The sequence below is a fragment of the Herpetosiphon geysericola genome, assembly GCF_001306135.1.
In the GTDB taxonomy this organism is placed as follows: domain Bacteria; phylum Chloroflexota; class Chloroflexia; order Chloroflexales; family Herpetosiphonaceae; genus Herpetosiphon; species Herpetosiphon geysericola.
Map to the genome: position 1 here is coordinate 279079 of NZ_LGKP01000012.1, position 23089 is coordinate 302167.

Genomic DNA, 23089 nt, shown 5'->3' on the forward strand with positions numbered 1-23089 from the left:
AATGCTTCAACATCCTCAGCCATACTGAGGCGCACTGTTTTAAACCCCTGACTAGCGGGAAACTAATTTAAACTTGGTCGTGGGTTCGATCCCCATCCGGCTCACCAAGTTAGGTTAAACCCCTCGCGGTCGGGGCAGTGATCTGAACCTCGGTAGAGATTGTTCGCATTGAATGGGCGGAGCAAGTTTTAATCCCCTCGCCGTCGGGGCAGTGCGATGAACAATACATACAGGTATTACTGGCTTTTAGCACTAGCCGTTTTAATCCCCTTGCGGTTGGGGGCAGTGAGATGAACCAACCCGTGTTGTTTCGCAGGATTTTGAGCTTGATCAAAGTTTTAAACCCCTCGCGGTCGGGGCCGTGAGATAAACTCCTGTGTCCACTTTTCAAAATGAATGTGCTCTGGTAGTTCCATGCAGGGTTATTGATTTACCATAAGCTATCATCAGATATAACAGCCTTCGATTATAGTCAACTGAAATGTAATTAGCTAGATGTTTGTGTCCACTTTTTCCAGTATACACAATCTGTCAAGCATGCTGGCCTATGCTTGGGAATTCAGCGGCTTTCATTCAGCAAACAACGACGCTCATCCGAACGCCGTTGTTTGCTGAATAGCTCCAATTCTAGCGCAGAAAGCCCAATGCTGCTAGAGCATAAGGACTCCCATAATGAGCAGCACGATCACCATGGTTATGAGCTTAAAGGCTGCATTACCGGATTTTGGATGTTGCGCTAATGGTGTTTTGACCAGCGTGGCGTGGTGTGGCAGTTCAATCCCAATCAGGCCCTGCACAACCTGCTTGATCAATACTGGTTCAAGCGGTTGTTTAAACGGGCTTTGCAGATAGCGTTCAAGCCATGAGCTATTCAGCGGTTCAGGCAGAATCAGACTAGTGGCGCTCATTATCGTTTTGAGCCATTACAGCGAAGCCCGACCTTCAGCGAGCGCAATCCAAACCAACATTGCTAATGTTTTATCGTCGACGGTAGCGCGGTTGCGTGAGCGATAGCGCAATGAACGGAGTGTTTCAACGCCCATGCCTAAACAATCAGCAACATAGTGTTCTGTAGCCGCCATCGAGCAACCACGTTGACCTTGAACTAAGCGAAATCCGTCACCAACCGCTTGGCAAATCTGCTCCAGCTTGATAATTTCGGCCATCATTCAGCCTCCTTTTGCCATAGACCATCGCCCTAAAGTACCGCATATATATACCCTTTTTTAGGTATTTAGGGTTTGCTGTAGGCTAATAACGCCTACTACACACCAATATTCACGCACAATACAGAGAATAAGATACATCAAAATGATAGGATAAAGATGCATATTTATCAGAAAGGAGTAGCACATGGCATGTTTAATTGGGCTGTTGCTCTTGGCAATTCTCGGCGCACTCGCTGGGGTGATTGTCGTATTGAATAAACGGCTGAAATGAAAGGATTGATCAATGGCATGCTTGGTTGGACTATTCCTGCTTCTTGCCTTGGTCAGCCTGTTGGTGTTGGTTGCCTTACCAAATGGCCAGCGATTCCAAACCCTTCAATGGTCGGTGCGTGGTTGTTTTGTCGTGTTGGCAATGCTCCTTGGCCTAAGTTGTATCGTAAGTAGCATGATTGTGTTGAGGGCGCAATGAATATTTGGCTGCAAATTGATGCAACCCCTGGCAAGCTGCAAGGTTGGGCTGGTCTAGGGATTGTGATTCGCCAAAATGATGGCACAATTTTGTATTGGGCGCTGCAACAAGCGCCTGCCGCAACCAATAATATGGCGGAATATCAGGCTATCGTCTATGGATTGCGCTTAGTCCAACGCCACTATCCTTATTCCCCTTCGTGGATCAAACAATGGGATCGAGCTAGCACCAGCCTGATCCCATTGTTTCAGCAATTTATCAGTTCAATAACATTTGAAGACATCCTGTGCTTACTATAGTACGAGAGATCCTAGTTTATGAGTGAGGACAGGAACCATGCGCAAAGCTTGGTGGATTGGGTTTTGTGGCCTATTGAGCGTTTTATGCTTGCTTGTAGCGTGTTCAGCACCACAGATTAGCAGCAGTCAGACCGATCAAATTACCCCAACATTGACTCAGACAGGCCCTTTAACGATTACGATAACCACCGATTTGCAAGCCACATCGTTAACTAACCCCTTAGTGCTGACCCAAACTGAGCCATTAGTTTGGTTGGCCTTAACCAAAAAAGATCCTGAGGCAATTCATTTGACTTCTGCTGAGGTTGGGGTTGAGGAAAGTATTTATCCTGCACCCCTGCTTGCGATCAATGGCCTCGGTCAGCAAACCATGATTACCACCGAAACCGATGGGTTGATCTATCGAGAGCAAGGATTGCCCTTGCCTATCCTCTATCGGCCAAATCCGCTGCCTGACCAAGCGTTTGCAGCTCAGATATTTACTGATCACATCGAGATTTCGTGGCGCAGACACTTTCAATTTTCACCCAAGCTTGATTATGTAGCGATGCGAACTTTTAGTTTGGGTGCAACCAGTTTAGCGGATAGAACCCAACTTGAAATGATCAATCTACAAACAGGGGCTAGGCAGTTATTGAACGAATCTCAAGGCAACCTGAAAGTTACTGACTGGTTTATTGGGTGGACTGCGAGTGGCATTTATGAACTCTCTTCAATCAATGGACCAATGTCATCGGCATCAATTAGGCTCTTTGATCCAACCCAAGCTGATCTCAAGCAATCAATTCAGCTTACTGGCGAAGGTGGAATTGGCGACACGTTTTTAGATATTGAGCATGGCTTATTGGCCCATGGCGGCAGCTCTTGGCATCCCAACTTTGGAATTAAGAATCTGCAAACCGAGACCGATCTGATTATTGGGCAGAATACTGATACAACCGACATTGACAATCTATCCATCTCGCCGGATGGCCGTTATTTAGCCTATCTCTATCATCCTACGGTAAGCGAAGCTGTTGAGCCAACTTCGGGTACGATTCGTTTATATTCGCTTGAGCAGCAGCAGCCATTGGGTGATTTGGCCACGGGCATTAATCCCGATATGGTGCGCAAGCGTTTTGACCATCATAGCTCACCATTTGATCCTACGATGATGCTATGGACACCAGATAGCCAGTATCTTTTGGCCCTCAGTTGCGACCCCCGCACTCCATGGCAATGGCGACCTTCTGGTCCAAGTTGTGATGCAGCTTCGCCAATTCAACAGCAACGGCAGGGCTTAGTATTTCGAGTCGCAGATCAGCAACAATTAACGACAATTGTTTTGCCTGCGCACACTGGCTCGATTAAGTTGGTTAGCCCCACGCTGCTCGGAATGATTGCCTATGTTGATAACCAAGCCTTGTTGATTTTTTGCGATATTATGACTGGTCAACAAAGCGTGCCGCTCGCCCTTGGCAAGGTTATTCCTATGATTGTTTATCCTCGTTGAAGAGTAGAACATAGAGCAAAGGACATAGAACATAGATGTAATGGTTCATTACATAAACCACCATCGTTCTTTTCCACCCTTCCGTCCCGCCAGTTTAAGGGCGGACAGGTTAGGAAATGGGTAGTCATGGATGTTAGGGCATGACGGTTCCGAGCCGGCCACCGCGCGTCACGGTCGTTGCCCACCGTTCGTGCAGCGCCGTTCCCGCCAGCGACAGCCGATCCCCGAGCGCGGGCATCGTGCCCGTCCATAGCCAGCGTAGCAGCCCATACCGCCCCAACCGAAACAGACTGTCCCGCGCCGCCCATGGGCGGCGCGGGCTGGGGCAGTCTCCCCGCTCGGCGAGTACCCCCTCCGCCTCCGCTGTCCCGATCTGCAGCAGCAGCACGGTCGCGATCGCCATGCCCAGCACGAGCGCTTCTTGGGTCGTGCGGCTCCGCGTGTGGCTCGCCTCCCACTGCCAGCCTGCCGTTTTCCAATCCCGGAACAGCGCTTCAATCGCGGACCGCCGCCCATAGGCATGCCGGATCATGCCAATCCCTGCCAGATTACTCACCAGCAGCAACGGTTCCTGTGCGTCGGCGGCCCACGTCGCGACCACCGTCACCGTCCGCCAGCCCGCCTTCTTGAAGGCCAGTCCGCGCCGTGCCACGCGCTGGCCCCGCGTCACTAGGGTGCGGATCATGGTTTCGGTGTGGCCCCGCAGCCGCAGCCGGGTGTGGCCTTGCACGCGCACGACCCAGTGCCAGCCGTGCGCTGCCACCTGATCGGTAAAGACGGGACAGCCAAAGGCACGATCGGCGACGACAATGACGGGCGTGGTGGGCGGAATGACCTGGCGCACGCGATCGAGCAGGGTGGCGGTATCCGTCCAGAAGGCGGTGGCGCGGCGGGTGTTGCCGGGATGGAGCACCCACGCCAGCGGAATGGCGCGTCCGTGATACCAGAGGGCAGCGGTGAGGAGCGTCCAGTGGTCGGTATGGGTCGTTTCATCGATGATGACGGTGACCGCTTCCGCAGGGGCGAAGCGTAGGGTGGTGGTCAGGATGGCCCGATGGAACGACCACGACAGCTGGGGATCCCGATAGGTGCGGCGCAGTCGCCGTTCGTGACTGGCGGCGCGGGCAGCGGTGGACAGTCCAAGGGCACAGCCCCAGGCCACGACGCGGGTGGTGATGGACTGCATGAGCAGGATACTGACGCGCCAATCGGTGAGCCGCCGGGCCGTCCAGGGCGACAGAGTCGGGACGGCGGTGAGCAGGATGGTGTTGATCCACGCGGTAAGGGCTGGTATACTCAGCATACGACCTCGGTTTTGGGATGGGTTTGGTTTCGTCACCACCCAGTATACCAACCCGAGGTCGTTGTGTGAACACGCGGTGTGCGTCCCTGTCCGCCCTTAAACGTCCCGCCAGCGGGAGACGCAGGGGGCTTTCATCCCCCTGCACCCCCGCAAGGACCATTCGTGACCGAACCGCATCTGTTGATGACCCTGCGGATGGGTGGTGTTCCGTGGGTGGTATTCAGTCGCAACCAACCCTTGGGATAGGGTTGCGATGCGGGAATGCTGCGGTTGCTAATGCAATGAACCAGTACACATAGAACATAGAACATAGGGGTCAGGGATCAGAGGTGAGAGGCTAAAGGCTTTGGGACATAATAATCTGAGCTAATCTGTGTCAATCTGTGGCTAAAAACTTCGCGTTCTTCGTGTCCTTCGCGGTTTCATCCCTTCGTGCTCTTCGGGCGCTTCGTGAATCAAAAAAGGGGATCGAGCTAGTACCAGCCCGATCCCCTTTTACCGACAACCGATCCCTAGTTCTTACGCCCCGCCGGTTTTGCCCGAGCCTGCGTTGTTGCCTTCGCGTAGCTTGGCCCGAATCAGGTCGCGGTTCATCTTGGCGATGAATTGAATGCTAATTTCTTTTGGACAGGCTGCTTGGCATTCTGCATAGTTGGTACAGTTGCCAAAGCCTTCTGCATCCATTTGGGCAACCATGTTGATCACCCGTTGGTCTTTTTCTGGCTCGCCTTGAGGCAGCAAGTTCAGGTGTGAGACCTTGGCGGCGGTGAACAACATTGCCGAGCCGTTTGGACATGCGGCGACACACGCCCCACAGCCAATACAAGCAGCAGCATCCATTGCCAAATCGGAAATTTCTTTGGCAATCGGAATTGCATTGCCATCTGGTGGTGCGCCAGTGCCAACCGAAATAAAGCCACCAGCGGCAATAATCCGGTCGAGGGCAGCGCGATCAACGGCCAAATCCTTGATCACAGGGAATGGCTCGGCACGCCATGGCTCAATATACACTTCGTCGCCATCTTTGAATGAGCGCATGTGCAATTGGCAGGTGGTGGTTGCCCGTTGTGGCCCGTGAGGAATCCCGTTGATCACCATCGAACATGCACCGCAAATGCCTTCGCGGCAGTCGTGGTCGAAGGCAACTGGATCTTCGCCTTTGGTGATCAACTCTTGGTTGAGCACATCGAGCATTTCGAGAAATGACATATCGGGGCTGACATGGTTGGCATCGTAGCTAACCATTTTGCCCGCTGTTTTGGCGTTATCTTGTCGCCAAATGTGCAATTTTAACTTCATTGAAGCACCTCAGCGATTACTTGTACGAACGAGTTGAAAGGTGAACGTTTTCGAATTCGAGAACTTCTTTGTGCATGGTTGGTTTGGTGCCAACGCCCTTGTATTCCCAAGCGGCCACAAAGGTGAAGTTTTCGTCATCGCGTTTGGCTTCGCCATCCTCGGTTTGGCTTTCGGTGCGGAAGTGACCGCCACACGATTCGGTGCGCATCAAGGCATCGTGGCACATCAATTCGGCAAATTCGAGGAAGTCGGCCAAGCGGCCTGCTTTTTCCAACTCTTGGTTGAAGTATTCGCCATTGCCTGGCACGCGCACGTCGCGCCAGAATTCTTCGCGAATTTGTGGAATGCGTTCTAAGGCGGTGCGTAAGCCAGCATCGTTGCGCGCCATTCCACAATAATCCCACATCACTTTGCCAAGTTCGCGGTGGAAATCATCGACTGAGCGTTTGCCATTGATTTGCAGCAATTGGCTCAGGCGGGTAGTTACTTCGCGCTCTGTTTCCACAAAGGCTGGGTGATCGGTTGTGACTGGGTTTAATTTGGCGCTGGCAATATAGTTGCCAATCGTGTAGGGCAAAATGAAGTAGCCATCGGCCAAGCCTTGCATCAAGGCGCTCGCACCCAAGCGGTTGGCGCCGTGGTCAGAGAAGTTGGCTTCGCCCAAAACGTGCAAGCCTTCAACGTTGCTCATCAAGTTGTAGTCGACCCACAAGCCGCCCATCGTGTAGTGCACGGCGGGATAAATCCGCATTGGCACTTCGTAGGGGTTTTCGCCAGTGATTCGTTCGTACATCTCAAACAAGTTGCCATACCGTTCGGCGATGGTGTTTTTACCCAAGCGCTTGATCGAATCGGCAAAATCGAGATACACGCCCAAGCCGCCTGGGCCTACGCCACGACCTTCATCACACACTTCTTTGGCAGCGCGTGAGGAAATATCACGCGGCGAGAGGTTGCCGAATGAAGGATATTTGCGTTCGAGATAATAATCGCGTTCGCTTTCGGGAATATCCTTGGCAGCGCGAGTGTCGCCAGCCTTCTTGGGAACCCAAATCCGGCCGTCGTTGCGCAACGATTCGCTCATCAAGGTCAATTTTGATTGGTGATCGCCAGCAACTGGAATACAGGTTGGGTGAATTTGGGTAAAACATGGGTTGGCAAACGCCGCGCCACGTTTGTAAGCGCGATAGCTGGCCGTTACGTTACAGCCTTTGGCGTTGGTTGAAAGGTAGAAAACGTTGCCGTAACCACCAGTTGCCAACACAACTGCATCGCCTGCGTGGCGTTCGATCTTGCCGTTGATCAAATCGCGGGTGATAATCCCACGCGCTTTGCCATCAACCAAAACAATATCCAACATTTCGCAGCGCGAATACATGGCGACTTTTTTCAAGCCAATTTGGCGTTCGAGCGCTGAGTATGCGCCGAGCAACAATTGTTGGCCGGTTTGGCCTCGCGCGTAGAAGGTACGCGAAACTTGGGCGCCACCGAACGAACGGTTGGCCATCACGCCGCCGTACTCGCGGGCGAATGGTACACCTTGGGCCACACATTGGTCGATAATGTTGACGCTGACTTGCGCCAAACGATACACATTTGCTTCGCGGGCGCGATAATCGCCGCCTTTGATCGTATCGTAGAACAAACGGCGCACACTATCGCCGTCGTTTTGATAGTTCTTGGCAGCGTTGATGCCACCTTGCGCCGCGATACTGTGGGCACGACGGGGGCTATCTTGGAAGCAGAAACACTTGACGTTATAGCCAAGCTCGGCCAATGAAGCAGCAGCAGAAGCGCCTGCCAAACCTGAGCCAACCACCAAAACGGTGTATTTACGCTTATTGGCAGGATTGACCAACTTCATGTCGAAGCGGTGCTGATCCCATTTATCTTCCAGCGGCCCTGCTGGAATTTTGGCATTCAATTGCATAATGCGTCACCTATTTCGCTACTGGTTCTAGGAAACCAACTAAGACCGCAATCGGAATCGAAATATTTCCCAAAAACAACAAGGTGCCAATGCCGAGGGCAGCATTACGCAGCAACCGATTAAAACGGCGGTTGTTTAAGCCTAAAGTTTGGAACAAGCTCCAAACCCCGTGAGCCATGTGCAACCCAAGGGCGAGCATCGCTAGAATATAAAAGAGCGAAACCCAAACATTGCGGAAGCCATAGACCACATTGTTGTAAACATTGTGTACGTCAAACGGTTGTGGTCCACCAGGCGCTTTACCGATGGTAAAGTGCAAAATGTGGTAGACGATAAACAACAGCAAAATTACCCCGCCATAGCGCATGGTGCGGCTGGCGAAGGTCGATTCGACGTGTTGTTTCTTGACGTAACGTTGCGGTCGCGATTTGCGGTTTTCAATCGTCAATTGCACGGCAGCGATGATGTGCAGAATAACTGCGGTGAGCAGCACAACCCGCACAACCACTAGCAACTCGCCAGTGCTCTTGAGAAACGCCGCATACTTGTTCAATGCTTCGGCTCCCAAATAAATTTGGAGATTGCCAAGCATATGCCCGATGACGAAGCCCACGCCAATCAGGCCCGTCACGGCCATCACGACCTTCTTCCCGATGGATGTTCGGTAGAAAGAAAGTACCCCAGTCATTACTGACTCCTTTATCTGTTCCGACGTGGCATCTTTACCTTCTATATTATCGCTTAAAACTCAGTTTAGGTGAAACACTTGCTGCACGTGGGTGAAGCTTTGTCCACATAGCTTCTGAATGGTTTGAATAGCTCCATGGCTGCGATTAATCTGCTTCAGCAAGCAAATTGAGCAGTAAGCGAAATAGTAATTTATGGCTTTATGATACCCTAAATCGTTTGTTTATAGCACAAATATTCTATTAACATCGATGATCTCATTGTCAGCATCGATGCTGCGATTCTTCTCGATGCTTGGGTCTTTTAGCCAATCATTTCAATAATAAAGACGGATAATATAGAGTAAACTGTTTTAACTAGAACTTCTTCCAATCATTGATTTGACAAATAGCCTGAAGCGACTATACTTAGCCGCAATAAAGACAATAAAGACAGATTAAATTGTCTTTATTAATTCAGTTTTGGATTATTCAAGCTGAATTTTGCGGCGAAGTTTACCCCAACCGTTGAGCAATGTACGATTTCCGAGCCAAGCATTTGGGCGTTGGTCGTCTTGTTGCGCTTAAAAACGGTTGATCGACGGAGTTATCAACGTGGCGGTTACTCTTGCACAATCAACATCGCAGCCCAAACCGAAACGTCGCGCCGCTGCTGCTTTAGCCATCGGCCTGCTCCTAGCAACTGGTCTGTTGCTGGTGATTATGACGCTCAGCATTAATTTTGGGGCAGCCGATGTTGCGCCAAGCACAGTCTGGGCAGCATTATTTAACTACGATCCTACTTCAACCCAACACCTGATTATTCGCACCCTACGCATGCCCCGGGTACTGGTGGCAGCGATTGTTGGAGCTATTTTGGCTTTGGCGGGAGCAATTATGCAGGGCTTGACCCGCAATCCACTTGCCGACGCAGGTTTGTTGGGCATTGAAAGCGGCGCAGCCTTGGGCGTGGTGCTGGCAATCACCTTCTTCGAGATCAAAACCCTCAATTTGTATTCGATTTTTGCCTTTGCTGGGGCAGCGGTTACTGCTGTGCTGGTCTATAGCCTTGGCTCTTTGGGCCGTGGCGGGCCAACTCCGCTCAAATTAACCCTAGCCGGAGCCATGATCACAGCCTTCTGTAGCTCGTTTACCAGCGCCATTCTGATTCTCAATCAACAAACACTTGATGAAGTGCGCTTGTGGTTAGCGGGCACGGTTGCCGGACGCGATTTGGGCTTAATCGCCGCTAGCCTGCCCTACGTTGGAGTTGGCATGGTTTTGGCGCTGAGCCTTGGGCGCTCGCTCACTGCAATGGCCTTGGGCGAAGATGTGGCGCGGGGCTTAGGCCAACGCACTGGCTGGGTCAAAGTGATTGCGGCAATTGCCGTGGTGCTTTTGGCTGGCAGCGCGGTTGCCTTGGCGGGACCAATTGGCTTTTTGGGCTTGTTGGTGCCGCACATTATGCGCTTTATTGTTGGCATCGATTATCGTTGGCTTTTGCCCTATTGCATCATTGGCGGTGCTTTGCTGCTGGTCGTGGCCGATATTATTGGGCGGGTTGTTGTGCGCCCGATGGAAATTCCAGTTGGCGTTGTTACCGCCCTACTCGGCGGCCCAATGTTTATTTACCTTGTACGCTGGCGGGTGCAACGATGAAAACATTTCCATGGATTACCATTCGCCCCAAGCATGTGCGCTTTTCGTTGCGCATCGACCGCCGTTTGCCCAGGGTTGGGCTGCTTGTTGGGCTGCTGGTGCTGGCAATTATGATCATCAACATGGGCGTTGGCGAATATAAAATTAGCCCATTGGATGTGGTTAAAACCTTGCTCGGCATGGAAACAGGCGATCCGCAACATGTGCTGATTGTGCGGACCCTGCGCTTGCCACGGATGCTGCTTTCGGCCTTGGTTGGCTTGGCGCTTGGCACATCTGGCGCATTGCTGCAAGGCTTGACCCGCAATCCATTGGCCGACCCAAGCATTATGGGCATCAACACTGGTGCTGGTTTAGTCGCAGTCGTGTTGACAATCTTGGTGCGCGATTTTCCTGCTCGCTGGATTCCCGTCGCGGCCTTTGCTGGCGCTTTGGTTGCTGCTGGTTTGATGTATGTTTTGGCTTGGCGCAAGGGTGGCGATTCGCCGATGCGCTTGATCTTAATCGGGGTTGGCTTGAGTGCGGTTGGTTCTGCCGTCACAACCTTGGTGATTACGATTGGCAATATCTACGATGTACAACGGGCCATGATTTGGCTAACGGGCAGCGTTTATGGCCGCTCGTGGGCCGATTTTTGGGCCTTTGCGCCGTGGGTCGCGATTGCTGTGCCTTTGGCGTGGTTTCAAGCGCGCCAACTGAATAGCCTGCACCTTGGCGAAGATGTCGCCTTAGGTTTGGGCGTAAGCGTTGGTCGCCAACGGGCTTGGATCTTATTGATTGCGGTGGCTTTGGCTGGCGCAAGCGTTGCCGTGGCTGGGGTAATTAGCTTTGTTGGCTTGATTGCGCCGCATGTCGCTCGGCGTTTGGTTGGTACCGATCACACGGGGCTTGTGCCGACCGCTGGCATGCTTGGCGCGCTGTTGTTGGTAGCCGCCGACTGGATTGGCCGGACGATTGCCGCGCCCAACGAAATTCCCTGTGGGCTTGTGACCGCCGTGATTGGCGTACCGTTTTTCCTGACAATGCTCTACCAGCATGCCAAAACAAAGTGAGGACGTGATGTTAGCAACCGATACATTAACCTTGGGCTACGATGGCCCCAACATTCTCGATCAGTTGTCGATCACGCTGCCTGCTGGGCAGATTACCGCTTTGATTGGCCCCAATGGCTGTGGCAAATCGACCTTGTTACGTGGTTTGGCCCGTTTGATCAAGCCCAAGCATGGCGCAGTTGTGCTTGATGGCCACGATGTGCAACGCATCCCGACCCGCCAATTGGCAACCCAACTCGGTATTTTGCCGCAAAATCCGGTTGCGCCTGAAGGCTTGACTGTGCGTGAGTTGGTGGCCCAAGGTCGCTATCCGCATCAGCGCTGGTTTCAACAATGGTCGGCGGCAGATGAGCAAGCCGTGCGCTCGGCGCTTGAAATTACCAACATGGTCGAATTGGCTGATCGGGCGGTCGATGCGCTTTCTGGCGGCCAACGCCAACGCGCATGGATCGCTATGACCCTTGCCCAAGAAACCGATATTATCCTGCTTGACGAGCCAACGACCTTTTTGGATTTGGCCCATCAAGTTGAAGTCTTACAGCTTTTAGAACAGCTTAATCGCCAATCAGGCCGCACGATTGTGATGGTAGTGCATGATTTGAACCATGCCACGCGCCATGCTGATCATGTGATTGCGCTGCGGGCTGGCGTTGTGCAAGCCGCCGGATCGCCGCGCGAGGTAATTACACCGTCGTTATTACGCGCTGTATTTGGCATCGAAGCTGAAGTTATCCCTGATCCGCGCAGCGGTGTGCCATTGTGCATTCCGTATGGTCTGTGTGCTGCGGAACCTACAGATACCCTATATGCGGATGCTGTTGGCAGCCGCGCTTAACCCTAGGAGTAACTTTCAATGGTTCGTTTTACTCGTTTACTCTCTTGTGGCTTGCTATTGACGGTGTTAGCAGCCTGTGGCGGTGCAGCTAGCACCCCAACCAGCGCCCCTTCAGCGACCGCGACGACGGCTCCAACCGAGGCCAGCGCCGCCGCGACCGCAACAACTGCGCCAACCGAAGCCGCTGTGGCTCAACCAACTGCCACCGCTGCTAGCGATACAACTGCCATCAGTGGCACCCGCACCTTCAGTCATGCGTTGGGCGAAATCAGCATTCCCAATGTTCCCCAGCGGGTGATTGCCCTTGATTGGATGTATTTGGAAGATGTTGTAGCCTTGGGTGTGCAACCAGTTGGCGCTATCGATTTGGAAAATTATCCTGAGTGGGTCGATTTGCCGCTGACGATTGATTCGAGCGTAGTTTCAATTGGGGCAAATCCTTCGCCAGATTTTGAAACGATTGCTGCATTGAAGCCAGACCTGATTTTGGTTGGCTCGTTGCGCGGCGAAACAATCTACGATCAATTGAATGCAATCGCGCCAACCATGATGTTCAATCCCTACTTGAAAGAGGGTGAAGGCCATCCATACGATGAAATGACCACAACCTTCAGCACAATTGCCGCCGTTTTGGGCAAAGAAACTGAAGGCGCGCAAGTGTTGGCCAAGATGGAACAAACCTTTGCTGATTCCAAAGAACAGTTGGCTGCTGCTGGTTTGGCTGATGCCAAGGTCTTGGTTGCTCAAACCTACGCCAGCAACAACGCTGCCGAAGTGCGTTTGTTTACCGACAACGCCGCGGTGATGGAAATTGTCAAACGTTTGGGCTTGAAAAACGCTTGGTCAGACCCAACCTATCAAGTTTGGGGCTTCTCGTCGGTTGGCACTGAAGCCTTGGCTCAGTTCAGCGATATTCACATGCTCTACATTACCGAAGAAAATAACGATCCCTTCCAAAGTGCTGCGATCAAGCCCTACTGGGATAGCCTAGAGTTTGTCAAAGCTGGCAAGGCCCACATCTTGGATAGCCAAACCTGGACGTTTGGTGGCCCTATTGCCGCCGAAGTCTTTGCTCAACGGGTCACCGAAGCACTCTTGTCGGAAAGCAAATAAGCCTGATTTAGCGCTGGCCGTTTGAGAATTGCAAGCTGCCAGCAGGAATAGATACAACAATGCAACGATTTTTGGCATTAATTGGCTTGGTCAGCATTTTGGCTGCCTGTGGTTCATCGGCAGCAACCCAAGCCCCTACAACTGCCCCAACCACCGCTGCCGCCGCAACCGCGACGACTGCGCCCGAAGCAACTGTTGCTGCCACCGAAGCTGCTGCTGAAGCAACAACTGCTCCAGCTGATGCTACTGGCACGCGCACGATCAAGCACGTGATGGGCGAAACCACGATCACTGGCGTGCCCCAAAAGGTTGTTGTGCTCGAATGGGTCTATGTGGAAAATCTTTTGGCTTTGGGCGTGCAACCAGCTGGGGTTGCCGACATCGAAGGCTACAACAAATGGGTCGATGTTCCCGTTGAATTAGGCCCAGCTGCGGTTGATGTTGGCACCCGTGGCGAGGCCAACCTCGAAACGATTGCTGCAATCAAGCCTGATCTGATTATTGCGCTTAAATATGATGCTGAAAAGAACTATGCTCAATATAGCGCCATTGCCCCTACCTTGGTCTTCAATCCCTATCCTGAATCAGGCGATCAATACACTGAAATGATCGAAACCTTTAACACGATTGCCGATGTGCTAGGCAAGACCGATGAAGCCAAGGCTGTGTTGGCCAAGATGGAGCAAACCTACGCCGAAGCCAAACAAACCTTGGCCGCAGCAGGCTTTGAAAATGCTCCCTATGTGTTGGCGCAAGCCTACACCTCAAACAGCGCCGCCGAAATTCGCTTGTTTACCGACAACTCGATGATTGCCAAATTGATCGCTAAAACTGGCCTTAAAAATGCCTGGACTGACAGCAGCTTCCAAGTCTATGGCTTCTCGACCGTAAGCAGCGAAGTCTTGGCTGGGCTGGGCGACGTGCATTTTATGTATGTTGTGGCCGATGATGACAACCCATTTGCTAGCGGGACGATCAAACCATTTTGGGATAGCCTTGATTTTGTGAAGAAGGGCCAAGCCTATCCATTGGGTGGCGATGTTTGGTTCTTTGGTGGCCCTTTATCAGCAGAAGTGCTGGCCCAACGCGTTGTCAAGAGCTTGACCAAGCAATAAACCTAGCGATTCATCGAGGATATGATTATGCATGTAGAACGTAGCCCACTTGCCCAAAGCTTCGAACGCGCCGCGACCTTGGATCAATACTTAGTTGCGCAGATTGTCGAACCAAACGAGCCAGATTGGGTCTCGGCTACAGCATTGACCGATCCAGCGGTGCTGAGCAGCATTCTTGAAAGCTTTGCCGAAGCTCGCAAACTGACCAAGCGTCGGCTGGCAGGTTCGTTCTTTATTAGTTCATATGTTTGGTATTTGGCTGGGGCGGCGATTGCTAGTTTATTGATCGATCAACGAATTCCCGACATGGATCGCTCAAATGTATTGGCGCGTTTCCCCAGCAACGCCAATGGTAATCAGGCCACAGTCGCCTTTGGCTCGCAGCGTTTTTTCGGCTTAGCAGCTGATCAAACCCACGCTGGAGTGACTGTGCTTGCAGATAAAGCTAGCCTGCGCGAACAATTACGCCAGCAATTCGAGCAGCATCTGGTTCCGGTAGTGCAATTGGTCGCTGAGCAATCAGGCTTAGGCCAACGTGCCCAATGGAACATTATTGCTGATCGCTGTGCAGGCATTTTCTTGCGGGTTGGCCAGCGCCTTGAGCAAGTTGATGTTGCCTGTGCAGAAGGCTTGGCCTTCGTTGGCGCCAAAGGTTCTGCTATGAAGGCCAGCAAAACTGGCTATATGAAGCTGAATACGGCCAGTGATCAATGTGCAACGTTCCTGCAGCGTGGTGGTTGTTGCTTGTACTATCAAGTTGAGGGCGGCCAAAACTGTAACGATTGCCCATTATTACCCGCTGCTGAGCGCTTGCAACGCATCACGGGGTTAAGCAACTAAAGATTTGTACGTTCTGCAAGCCTAAGGTTGTTTATACTCGAAAATCATCCTATTGCGATTAACGCAACAGCGCAGAGAAAAAACTATTCTCTGCGCCGCTGCGTTAAATCTATGCTGTATTAGTTGTGATTGCTGGTTATTTTACGATCAATTCAACGTCGATATTGCCACGAGTTGCGTTGCTATAAGGGCAAACGGTATGCGCTTTTTCGACCAACGCCAAGGCAGTTTCGCGCTCGACCTTGGGCAAATCAACGGTCAAGGTTACGGCCAAACCATAGCCACCTTGGGCATTTGCGCCAAGGCTGACCGTGCCAGTCACGCTTGAATCGCTAGCATCGGCTTTGGCATGTTTGGCAACCAAGCTCAAGGCGCTATGGAAGCAGGCAGCATAGCCAGCAGCAAACAATTGCTCAGGGTTGGTCGCCCCACCAGGCCCGCCTAATTCCTTGGGCGCTGCTAAATCGAGGGTCAAGCTGCCATCAGGTGCGGTTACTTGGCCAGCGCGTCCACCGCTTGCAGTCATCGTGGTCGTATATAAGGTTTTAAGTGCCATAATCTAAATCTCCTTACAAACATAATGAATTTATATTTATAGCAATTATATTGTGCGCAATTCAATTTGTCAAGAGCTAATTTTCATGCTACGGTGCTGCTATGTAAAACACAGGAGGCCGACGATGAATTTGGCAGACCAAGGCTTATTGTTGGAGCTGCAATTGTGCTTCGATGTGTACGCGGCCTCACGCGCAATTAACAAGGCGTATCGGCCACTTTTAGAGGCGTTGGGTTTGACCTACCCGCAATATTTGGTGATGTTGGTGTTGTGGCAGCACGAAGCCCAAACCGTCAAGCAGCTTGGTGAGCAGCTTCAGCTTGATTCGGGGACGCTTTCGCCATTGCTCAAACGACTAGAAAGTGCTGGCTTTTTGCAGCGCCAACGCCGCGCCAGCGATGAACGTGAAGTTGAAATTCAATTAACCGATGCTGGGCGGGCTTTGCGCCAACAGGCTAGCAACGTCCCAGCCTCGATTTTTAAGGCACTCGGCCTCACTGCGAGCGATTATTTTGAGCTTAAACGCTTGCTGCACCAAGTAATGGCTTCGGTTGAGGCCAATAACCCTGATTAAGATTAAGCAATTCGCGTCAAAAGAATAATTCTGGCTAGCTTTTAGTCCGATTACAATGCACAAATTGCCCTTTAGGGGGTGCGGGGGGATGAAAACCCCCTGCGTTCCCCGCCTAACGGCGGGGCGGAGGGGTGGTGATCGATTTAAATTGATGAAACCTTAAACTTAAACTTGGTAGCTTTCATTTAAGCCACAATCTACAATCAACCCATCTATGGTATAATCAAGGCCCGTACTGATGTATTCAGTGCGGATTTTTTATTTAACGCGGAGCACAGTCAATGACGAAGTATATTTTCGTAACGGGTGGCGTAGCATCATCGGTGGGCAAAGGGATCACCGTGGCCTCGCTGGGCCGTTTGCTGAAAAGTCGTGGTATTAGCGTTTCAATTCAGAAACTTGATCCATATATCAATGTTGACCCCGGCACAATGTCGCCCTACCAACATGGTGAGGTCTTTGTGACCGAAGATGGTGCCGAAACCGACCTCGACTTGGGCCATTACGAACGCTTTATTGATGAAAATTTGTCCCGCGTTAATAACATCACAACCGGTCAAATTTATTCTTCAGTGATTCAAAAAGAGCGCCGTGGCGATTTCCTCGGCGGCACGATTCAGGTTATTCCGCATATTACCAACGAAATTAAGAGCCGCGTGGCTTTGGTGGCCAAAAATACTAGCGCCGATGTGGTGATTGTGGAAATTGGCGGCACGGTTGGCGATATTGAAAGCTTGCCATTCCTCGAAGCAATTCGCCAAATGAAAAAAGATGTAGGCCGCGATAATGTGATCTATATTCACGTCACGTTGCTGCCCTATTTGCAAGCCAGCGGCGAACTCAAAACCAAGCCAACCCAACACTCAATTGCCGAATTGCGCCGCGTCGGCATCTCGCCAGCGGTCGTGCTTTGTCGCTCCGATTTGCCAGTTGATGATGAAATTCGCGAGAAAATCGCGCTATTTGCTGATTTGCCCACCGAAGCTGTGGTAGCCCTGCCAACCGTCGAAACGATCTACGAAGTGCCGTTGGTTTTGGAAGAAGCAGGCTTAGGCGCTTTAATTTGTGAACGCTTGGCCTTGGCTGCGCAGCCAGTGCAGCTCGATGAATGGCGCTCGTTGGTTGCCCGTATCAAACAACCAAAACGCCATACAACCGTGGCAATCGTTGGCAAATATGTTGAATTGCGCGATGCCTATATGAGCGTTGCCGAATCGGTGCGTCATGCTGGTTGGGCCCAAGATATTCAGGTTGCGATCAAATGGGTCTCATCGGAAGAACTCGAAGTTGCCGATCCAGTGACGATGCTTGGCGATGTGCAAGGCATTATCGTGCCTGGCGGCTTTGGCTATCGCGGCGTTGAGGGCAAAATTCGCGCTGTGCGTTATGCCCGCGAAAACAAGATTCCCTTCTTGGGCTTGTGCTTGGGTATGCAATGCGCCACGATTGAATTTGCACGCTTTGCATTAAATGCTCCCGATGCCAACTCAACCGAGTTTAATCCTAATACCAAGCTACCGGTGATCGACTTTATGCCTGATCAATTGGATATTAGCGACAAGGGCGGCACGATGCGGTTGGGCGTGTACCCCTGTATTTTAGCGCCAGGCAGCAAAGCAGCCAAAGCCTATGGGCGTGAATTGGCGCTGGAACGCCATCGCCATCGTTTTGAATTTAACAACAAATATCGCAAAGCCATGGAAGCAGCAGGCTTTGTGATTAGCGGGCACTCGCCTGATGGCCGTTTGGTCGAGATTGTTGAGTTGCGCGACCATCCATGGTTTGTGGCTTCGCAATTCCACCCTGAATTCAAATCGCGGCCAAATAATCCACATCCATTATTCCGCGATTTTGTGCAAGCTGCCTTAGAGCAAACCGCAGAATAAGCGCGAAATCAAAGGGCAAAAGTCAGAAGTCAAAACGAGAGCCGAGATGATTGGAGATCGGTTGTTGGTTGATGGGGATCGGGCTTTGTGGTAGCTCGATCTCTATCTTTTTTAATTTAACGTAGCTGAAATCAAAAATCAATAGTCAATAGCCAAACATCCTGATCCCTGATCCCCAGCCCCTATATTCTTTGTTCTATGCTGGGCGTTTGCAGCTATAATAAAGCTTGAACGACAAACTGTAGGGATTGCCTGTGAAAGTCTTATATATCGCCAGTGGTATTCGGGTGCCTGGCGCGTTTGGTGGCGCAATTCATACAACCGAAGTCGCCCAAGGGCTAGCCCAACTTGGCGTGGAAATGCATGTGGTGACGCGCCCAGCCCAAGGCCAACGGCGCAAGCCATGGCAATTGCCCAAGCGTCAAACTGGCTCAATTACGTGGTATGAAGCCGATTTGCCGAAGCCCTTAAGTTTGTTGGGCTATCCAGCGATTGCGCGCTTAGTCCGCGAGTTGCAGCCCGATGCAGTGATGGAGCGCTATTACAACTTTGCTGGCGCAGGCATTTTGGCGGCGGCTCGCCAAAAGATTCCAACCTTGTTGGAAGTTAATGCCTTAATTGTTGACCCGCCACAGGTGCGCAAACGCCAACTAGACGATGCTTTGAGCTGGCTTTTACCTGGCAGTTCTGGGCCAATGCGGCGTTGGGCTGCGTGGCAATGTCGGCATAGCAGCAAAATTGTAACTCCGCTCCATACAACGGTGCCGCCAGAAATCGAGCGCAGCCGAATTGTTGAATTGCCATGGGGCGCGAATGTGCAGGCATTCAGCTCCCAAACCAAGCCTCCAGCTCAGCCAGTGTTTGTGTTTCTTGGCTCGTTTCGGCATTGGCATGGCGTGACTGATTTTATTCAAGCGGCAATTCGTTTGATTCAGCAAGGCAGCACGGCGAAATTTTTATTAATTGGCAGCGGCCCTGAACAAGCAGAAGCGCAACGACTCGCAGCGCCCTATGCTGAACATTTTGAGTGGGCTGGCGCCGTGGCTCATGAACGTGTGCCTGGCTTATTGGCTCAAGCGAGCGTTGGGGTTGCGCCATTCAATCCGGTGCGCCATCCGGCTTTGCAAGCAGCAGGTTTCTTTTGGTCGCCGCTGAAAATTTACGAATATATGGCCGCAGGCTTGCCCGTGGTGACGGCAAACATTCCGCCGTTGGATACGATTATTCGACCACAGCAGGAAGGCGGGTTGTTTGAAGCAGGCAATATTGCCGATCTTGCGCGGGTAATGCAGGCAGTTGCCAACGACCCGCAACGCCAACAATGGGGCCAAAATGCTCGCCAACGTGTGGTTGAACATTATTCATGGGAGCAACATTGCCAAGCCTTGAAGCAAATTCTACAAACGATGATCACCCAGCGCTGAAACCGCTGCATGTGCTTTTGCCAAGCGATGTGTTTCCGCCGCGAACTGGTGGCGCAGGCTGGAGCAGCCATGCCTTAGCACTGGCGTTGCTCGAACGCGGCCATCAGGTAACTGCTTTGGTTCCCAAAGCTGGGCTTCGCGGCTTACAACGACGGGTTGAGGCAGGCGTGCCTGTGATTGAGGTTGGCTATCAACCTTCACGCTTGCCGTTTGTGGCTAATTGGTCGCGCTTTGAATTGTTCTGGCCGCAATTTGCTCAAGCAATTGTCGAAACTATTGGCGATCAACGCGAACATGTGATTATCCATGGTCAGCACGTCCAAGGCATTGGCGCAGCAGTGCTTGCCGGGCAACAGCTTAATCTGCCTGTGGTGGCAACGGTGCGCGATCATTGGCCAAACCATTATTTTGGCACCAACTTACATGGCGATAATGTTCCCTTAGACAAGTTTGGTTGGGCGGCAACCGCGACTGATTTGCTGGCGCGACGCAAGCCTTTGTTGGGAGCGCTCTCGTTGTTGGCTATGCCCTATGTTCAGGCCCATATGCGTTGGCGCCGACAGCTTTTGCAGGCCTGCGATGCAGTCATTTCGTTGAGCGCTTACATTACGCAGCGGCTTAGCCCGCTGATTGCGCCCGAAAAACTATGGCCTATCCCAAATATGGTTAATCTGCCTGCGATTGCCAAAGTGCTAGCAACACCTGCCCAAACGACCATTAATCAACCGTATGTGTTGTTCACTGGCAAATTGGCCAGCAACAAAGGTGCCTATTTGCTGCCTGAAATCATGGCAAGCATGCGCGCTGCTGGTGGCAATACAACCTTAGTGATTGCTGGTGGCCAGAATCCAGCTCTCGTGGCAGCAATTCAAGCTCAAGGTGTTGAGGTGCTGGCACTGGATTGGGTTGAGCATGACGAGGTTTTGCGCCTGATGGCGGGGGCCAAATTGTTGCTCTTTCCCTCAACCTGGGGCGAGCCGCTGAGTCGAGTTTTGCTGGAGGCATGTGCAGTTGGCATGCCCATTGTGGCAATGGCCACGGGCGGCACGCCAGATCTGATTACTCATGGCTATAACGGCTACTTGGCTCACTCAGCCCAACAACTTGGTCGATTAGCGGCAGAATTGCTGGCAAACCCGCAGCGAGCCAAACAATTAGGCCAAGCTGCCCACCAAACCGCGCAAACCAGATTGGCCGCGCCGGTGGTTGTTGCCCAGATTGAGCAACTCTATTGGACATTATTGACTCAGCACGCGCAGCGAGCGCTGACTGGGTACGACTAAGTTACTGTGTAGGAGAAAAGGCGTATGCGTCGATTGGTTTCTTGGTTGCTCTTGGCGCTAATCCTCGGAGGATGTAGCGCAACGCCAGCAACTGTTAATCTCACCGTTACCCCGAATTTACGTCAACAAACTGCAACGGCTATTGCTTTAGTAAACCAAGCGCTGCAACGCCCAACTGCCACAGCAACCGTAACCGCTGAGCCTGGCGCGCCAACGCCAACCCGCTCAAGCGCTGTGCAGGCAACCCCAACCCTCAATCTTGGCCCAATTACGGTCACGCCGTTGCCAACCGCAACACCCTTGGAAAGCCCAACGCCAACCGAGACTCCCTTGCCAACCGCAACCCCAACGCCCGAACCAACCGCAACCCCAGCGCCACCAAGCGCCAACAGCGGCTGGATCTATTTTGAGCGGGCTGGTGGCTTGTGGAGCTACGATGTTAAGCTCAAAACCGAACAATTAGTTGCTGAACGTGGCGAGTTGGCGCGGGTTTCGCCAAATGGCACCAAAATCGCCTATTTGGCTAATCGCACCTTGTTTGTGGCCGATCGTGATGGTGAAAATGCCCAAGCCTTGACCACCAATGTTAACGAAGCGCCGCGTTGGGCACCAGATAGCACGGCCTTGGCAGTGGTCAGCGGGAGCACCGACAATCGCTATCCCTTGGCATGTGCCAATGATAGCCAATTGATCGTGGTCGATTTGAACAGCAATACCAGCACAACCCTTGCCCAAGGCTGCCAACCAGCATGGTCGCCAGATGGCAAACGCCTGGCTTATGTGTCGCCAACAATTGGCGATATTAACGAAGGCTTCAACACGGTTGGCCTCGTTGGACGCCAAGGTCAAAATGGCTGGACTCCGGTCAGCGCGCCAGTGCAAAACGCCGCTTTCCCTGATCCACGGCGGATTTTCTATGCGCCGTTCTGGAATCGCGATGGCAGCAGGTTGTATAGCTTTGGCTTTATTGGCTATCGGATCTTGATCGATTTCAGCACGCTTGAAGAGATCGATCCGATTAATGGTGGCACAAAGCCGATTGGTTTGGCGATGGATGTACAAAGTGCTAGCGTGCGGCCAACCTTGCGCGGCGATGGCGCTGCCTATATCTCACTCGGAGCCAAAGGTAGCCCAATGTTGAATGTGATGAGTACTGGCAATCAACCCCAAGTTGCCGATTATATTGGCTCAGCGATTGAGGTTTCAGCTTTGGTGGAATATGGCACCGAGTTTGTTTCGCAAGCTACTTGGGCACCTGCTGGCGAAATTTTGGCCTTGGTGGTGTGTGCTAATGATGGCTATGCGTGCACCCCAGGTGGCAGTGGCACGATTCAACTGTACGATCCCAAAACCAAACTTAGCACCACGTTGATTCAAAATGTCGATGCAGAAGGTAGCATCGATTGGGGGCGCTAGTAGGTAGGGGTCAGGGTTCAAGGGCGAGGGATCAGCGATTATTATAATCATTAGCTCTCGCCCTTCGTGTCCTTCGTATTCTTCGTGGTTAAATATCAATCTTTAAATGGATAATCTTGCCAAAGCTTGGTGAGGATGACGATGGCACATGCTGTAATGCTGAGCCAAATAACATCTGGATAGCCAAGCAGATAGGCTGCGATTGGGGCAGCGCTGATCATCACCAGGGCTGCCCAACTGCTACGCTTCAGCACCAAGGCAAAAAATGCGCCTACAGCTAAAAGTGGCAAAGCCAAAATTGGTGTGAACACGCTAATCACGCCTAGCCCGGTAGCTAAACCTTGGCCGCCGACAAGCAGCATCCAGTGCCGCCAATGTTGCCATGGGGTTGCAAAACTGCGCAGCAATAAATAGGGCGAGTAGCAATGGCCCAAAACCGCAGCCACTCCAACTACTGCAACTGCCAATGTGTTGGCAAATAGCGCATCAGTTACCAGCATAGGAATTGCTGCTTTCAGCGCATCGAGGACTAAAACTAACACGCCAGCCCTAGCCCCAGCCACTCGCAACGAGTTGCGCGCCCCCACATTGCCCGAGCCAGTCGCACGCACATCGTGGCCGCTCAGCCAGCGCACTACTGGCACAGCGAAGGGGATTCCGCCAATTAAATAGCCTAAAATGCCCAATAATATAATTTGCATAACAAACCC

Annotated in this window: 22 protein-coding genes; 14 read left to right on the plus strand and 8 right to left on the minus strand. The window is 52.0% G+C overall.

Annotation, left to right across the window (positions count from 1 at the left end):
* Nucleotides 1-650: 650 nt before the first annotated feature.
* The gene (locus SE18_RS07520) at nt 651-908 is read right to left on the minus strand and encodes a hypothetical protein (protein WP_054533819.1); all 258 of its coding nucleotides are present in this window, start codon (nt 906-908) and stop codon (nt 651-653) included.
* A gap of 15 nt (nt 909-923) precedes the next feature.
* Nucleotides 924-1169: a hypothetical protein gene (locus tag SE18_RS07525; protein ID WP_054533820.1), complete on the minus strand. Its 246-nt coding sequence runs from the start codon at nt 1167-1169 to the stop codon at nt 924-926.
* 283 nt (nt 1170-1452) lie between these two features.
* Here SE18_RS07525 and SE18_RS07530 point away from each other — a divergent pair, with 283 nt between their 5' ends.
* Genes SE18_RS07530 through SE18_RS07540 form a run of 3 tightly spaced genes read left to right on the plus strand, consistent with a single transcriptional unit; the run spans nt 1453 to nt 3429 of the window.
* Nucleotides 1453-1638, plus strand: a complete 186-nt coding sequence (locus SE18_RS07530) for a hypothetical protein (protein ID WP_054533821.1) — start codon at nt 1453-1455, stop codon at nt 1636-1638.
* Nucleotides 1635-1937, plus strand: a complete 303-nt coding sequence (locus tag SE18_RS07535; RefSeq protein ID WP_054533822.1) for a reverse transcriptase-like protein — start codon at nt 1635-1637, stop codon at nt 1935-1937. The genes SE18_RS07530 and SE18_RS07535 overlap by 4 nt, the downstream gene beginning before the upstream one ends.
* Before the next feature lie 37 nt (nt 1938-1974).
* Nucleotides 1975-3429 (plus strand): hypothetical protein, encoded by a 1455-nt coding sequence (locus tag SE18_RS07540; RefSeq protein ID WP_054533823.1) that lies wholly within the window; start codon nt 1975-1977, stop codon nt 3427-3429.
* 133 nt (nt 3430-3562) lie between these two features.
* Here the strand turns inward: SE18_RS07540 and SE18_RS07545 are convergent, their stop codons facing one another.
* From SE18_RS07545 to SE18_RS07560, 4 genes are all read right to left on the minus strand, one after another.
* The gene (locus tag SE18_RS07545) at nt 3563-4732 is read right to left on the minus strand and encodes a transposase (RefSeq protein WP_054533824.1); all 1170 of its coding nucleotides are present in this window, start codon (nt 4730-4732) and stop codon (nt 3563-3565) included.
* A 519-nt stretch (nt 4733-5251) separates the two neighbouring features.
* Nucleotides 5252-6031: a succinate dehydrogenase/fumarate reductase iron-sulfur subunit gene (locus SE18_RS07550; RefSeq protein ID WP_054533825.1), complete on the minus strand. Its 780-nt coding sequence runs from the start codon at nt 6029-6031 to the stop codon at nt 5252-5254.
* A gap of 16 nt (nt 6032-6047) precedes the next feature.
* Nucleotides 6048-7961, minus strand: coding sequence for a fumarate reductase/succinate dehydrogenase flavoprotein subunit (locus tag SE18_RS07555; protein WP_054533826.1), 1914 nt, complete (start codon nt 7959-7961; stop codon nt 6048-6050).
* A gap of 10 nt (nt 7962-7971) precedes the next feature.
* Complete coding sequence (locus SE18_RS07560) at nt 7972-8649, minus strand: succinate dehydrogenase cytochrome b subunit (RefSeq protein ID WP_054533827.1); 678 nt, start codon at nt 8647-8649, stop codon at nt 7972-7974.
* Between the two features lie 592 nt (nt 8650-9241).
* Here SE18_RS07560 and SE18_RS07565 point away from each other — a divergent pair.
* From SE18_RS07565 to SE18_RS07590, 6 genes are read left to right on the plus strand one after another with little or no spacing between them, the layout of a single operon-like run.
* The gene (locus SE18_RS07565) at nt 9242-10285 is read left to right on the plus strand and encodes a FecCD family ABC transporter permease (protein WP_054533828.1); all 1044 of its coding nucleotides are present in this window, start codon (nt 9242-9244) and stop codon (nt 10283-10285) included.
* Nucleotides 10282-11337: a FecCD family ABC transporter permease gene (locus tag SE18_RS07570; protein ID WP_054533829.1), complete on the plus strand. Its 1056-nt coding sequence runs from the start codon at nt 10282-10284 to the stop codon at nt 11335-11337. The genes SE18_RS07565 and SE18_RS07570 overlap by 4 nt, the downstream gene beginning before the upstream one ends.
* 7 nt (nt 11338-11344) lie before the next feature.
* Nucleotides 11345-12172: an ABC transporter ATP-binding protein gene (locus tag SE18_RS07575; protein ID WP_054533830.1), complete on the plus strand. Its 828-nt coding sequence runs from the start codon at nt 11345-11347 to the stop codon at nt 12170-12172.
* Nucleotides 12173-12190: 18 nt separating this feature from the next.
* On the plus strand, nt 12191-13285 hold the full coding sequence (locus tag SE18_RS07580; RefSeq protein ID WP_054533831.1) for an ABC transporter substrate-binding protein: 1095 nt from the start codon (nt 12191-12193) through the stop codon (nt 13283-13285).
* Nucleotides 13286-13344: 59 nt separating this feature from the next.
* A complete protein-coding gene (locus SE18_RS07585) occupies nt 13345-14400 on the plus strand; it encodes an ABC transporter substrate-binding protein (RefSeq protein WP_054533832.1) in 1056 nt (351 codons plus the stop codon).
* Nucleotides 14401-14427: 27 nt separating this feature from the next.
* Nucleotides 14428-15240, plus strand: coding sequence for an IucA/IucC family C-terminal-domain containing protein (locus SE18_RS07590; RefSeq protein ID WP_054533833.1), 813 nt, complete (start codon nt 14428-14430; stop codon nt 15238-15240).
* A 136-nt stretch (nt 15241-15376) separates the two neighbouring features.
* On the opposite strand, the gene SE18_RS07595 is transcribed toward SE18_RS07590, so the two are convergent.
* Nucleotides 15377-15796 carry an organic hydroperoxide resistance protein gene (locus tag SE18_RS07595; protein WP_054533834.1) on the minus strand — a complete coding sequence of 140 codons (420 nt, stop codon included), beginning with the start codon at nt 15794-15796 and terminating at the stop codon, nt 15377-15379.
* A 124-nt stretch (nt 15797-15920) separates the two neighbouring features.
* Between SE18_RS07595 and SE18_RS07600 the strand changes: the two genes are divergently transcribed.
* The 5 genes from SE18_RS07600 (at nt 15921) to SE18_RS07620 (ending at nt 22379) form a co-directional block, all read left to right on the plus strand.
* Nucleotides 15921-16370, plus strand: coding sequence for a MarR family winged helix-turn-helix transcriptional regulator (locus tag SE18_RS07600; RefSeq protein WP_054533835.1), 450 nt, complete (start codon nt 15921-15923; stop codon nt 16368-16370).
* Nucleotides 16371-16651: 281 nt separating this feature from the next.
* The gene (locus tag SE18_RS07605) at nt 16652-18256 is read left to right on the plus strand and encodes a CTP synthase (protein ID WP_054533836.1); all 1605 of its coding nucleotides are present in this window, start codon (nt 16652-16654) and stop codon (nt 18254-18256) included.
* 254 nt (nt 18257-18510) lie between these two features.
* The gene (locus tag SE18_RS07610; protein WP_054533850.1) at nt 18511-19680 is read left to right on the plus strand and encodes a glycosyltransferase family 4 protein; all 1170 of its coding nucleotides are present in this window, start codon (nt 18511-18513) and stop codon (nt 19678-19680) included.
* Complete coding sequence (locus SE18_RS07615; protein WP_201783478.1) at nt 19620-20963, plus strand: glycosyltransferase family 4 protein; 1344 nt, start codon at nt 19620-19622, stop codon at nt 20961-20963. The genes SE18_RS07610 and SE18_RS07615 overlap by 61 nt, the downstream gene beginning before the upstream one ends.
* Before the next feature lie 24 nt (nt 20964-20987).
* On the plus strand, nt 20988-22379 hold the full coding sequence (locus SE18_RS07620) for a TolB-like translocation protein (RefSeq protein ID WP_054533837.1): 1392 nt from the start codon (nt 20988-20990) through the stop codon (nt 22377-22379).
* A gap of 95 nt (nt 22380-22474) precedes the next feature.
* On the opposite strand, the gene SE18_RS07625 is transcribed toward SE18_RS07620, so the two are convergent.
* Nucleotides 22475-23080 carry a glycerol-3-phosphate acyltransferase gene (locus SE18_RS07625; RefSeq protein WP_054533838.1) on the minus strand — a complete coding sequence of 202 codons (606 nt, stop codon included), beginning with the start codon at nt 23078-23080 and terminating at the stop codon, nt 22475-22477.
* Nucleotides 23081-23089 lie beyond the last annotated feature (9 nt).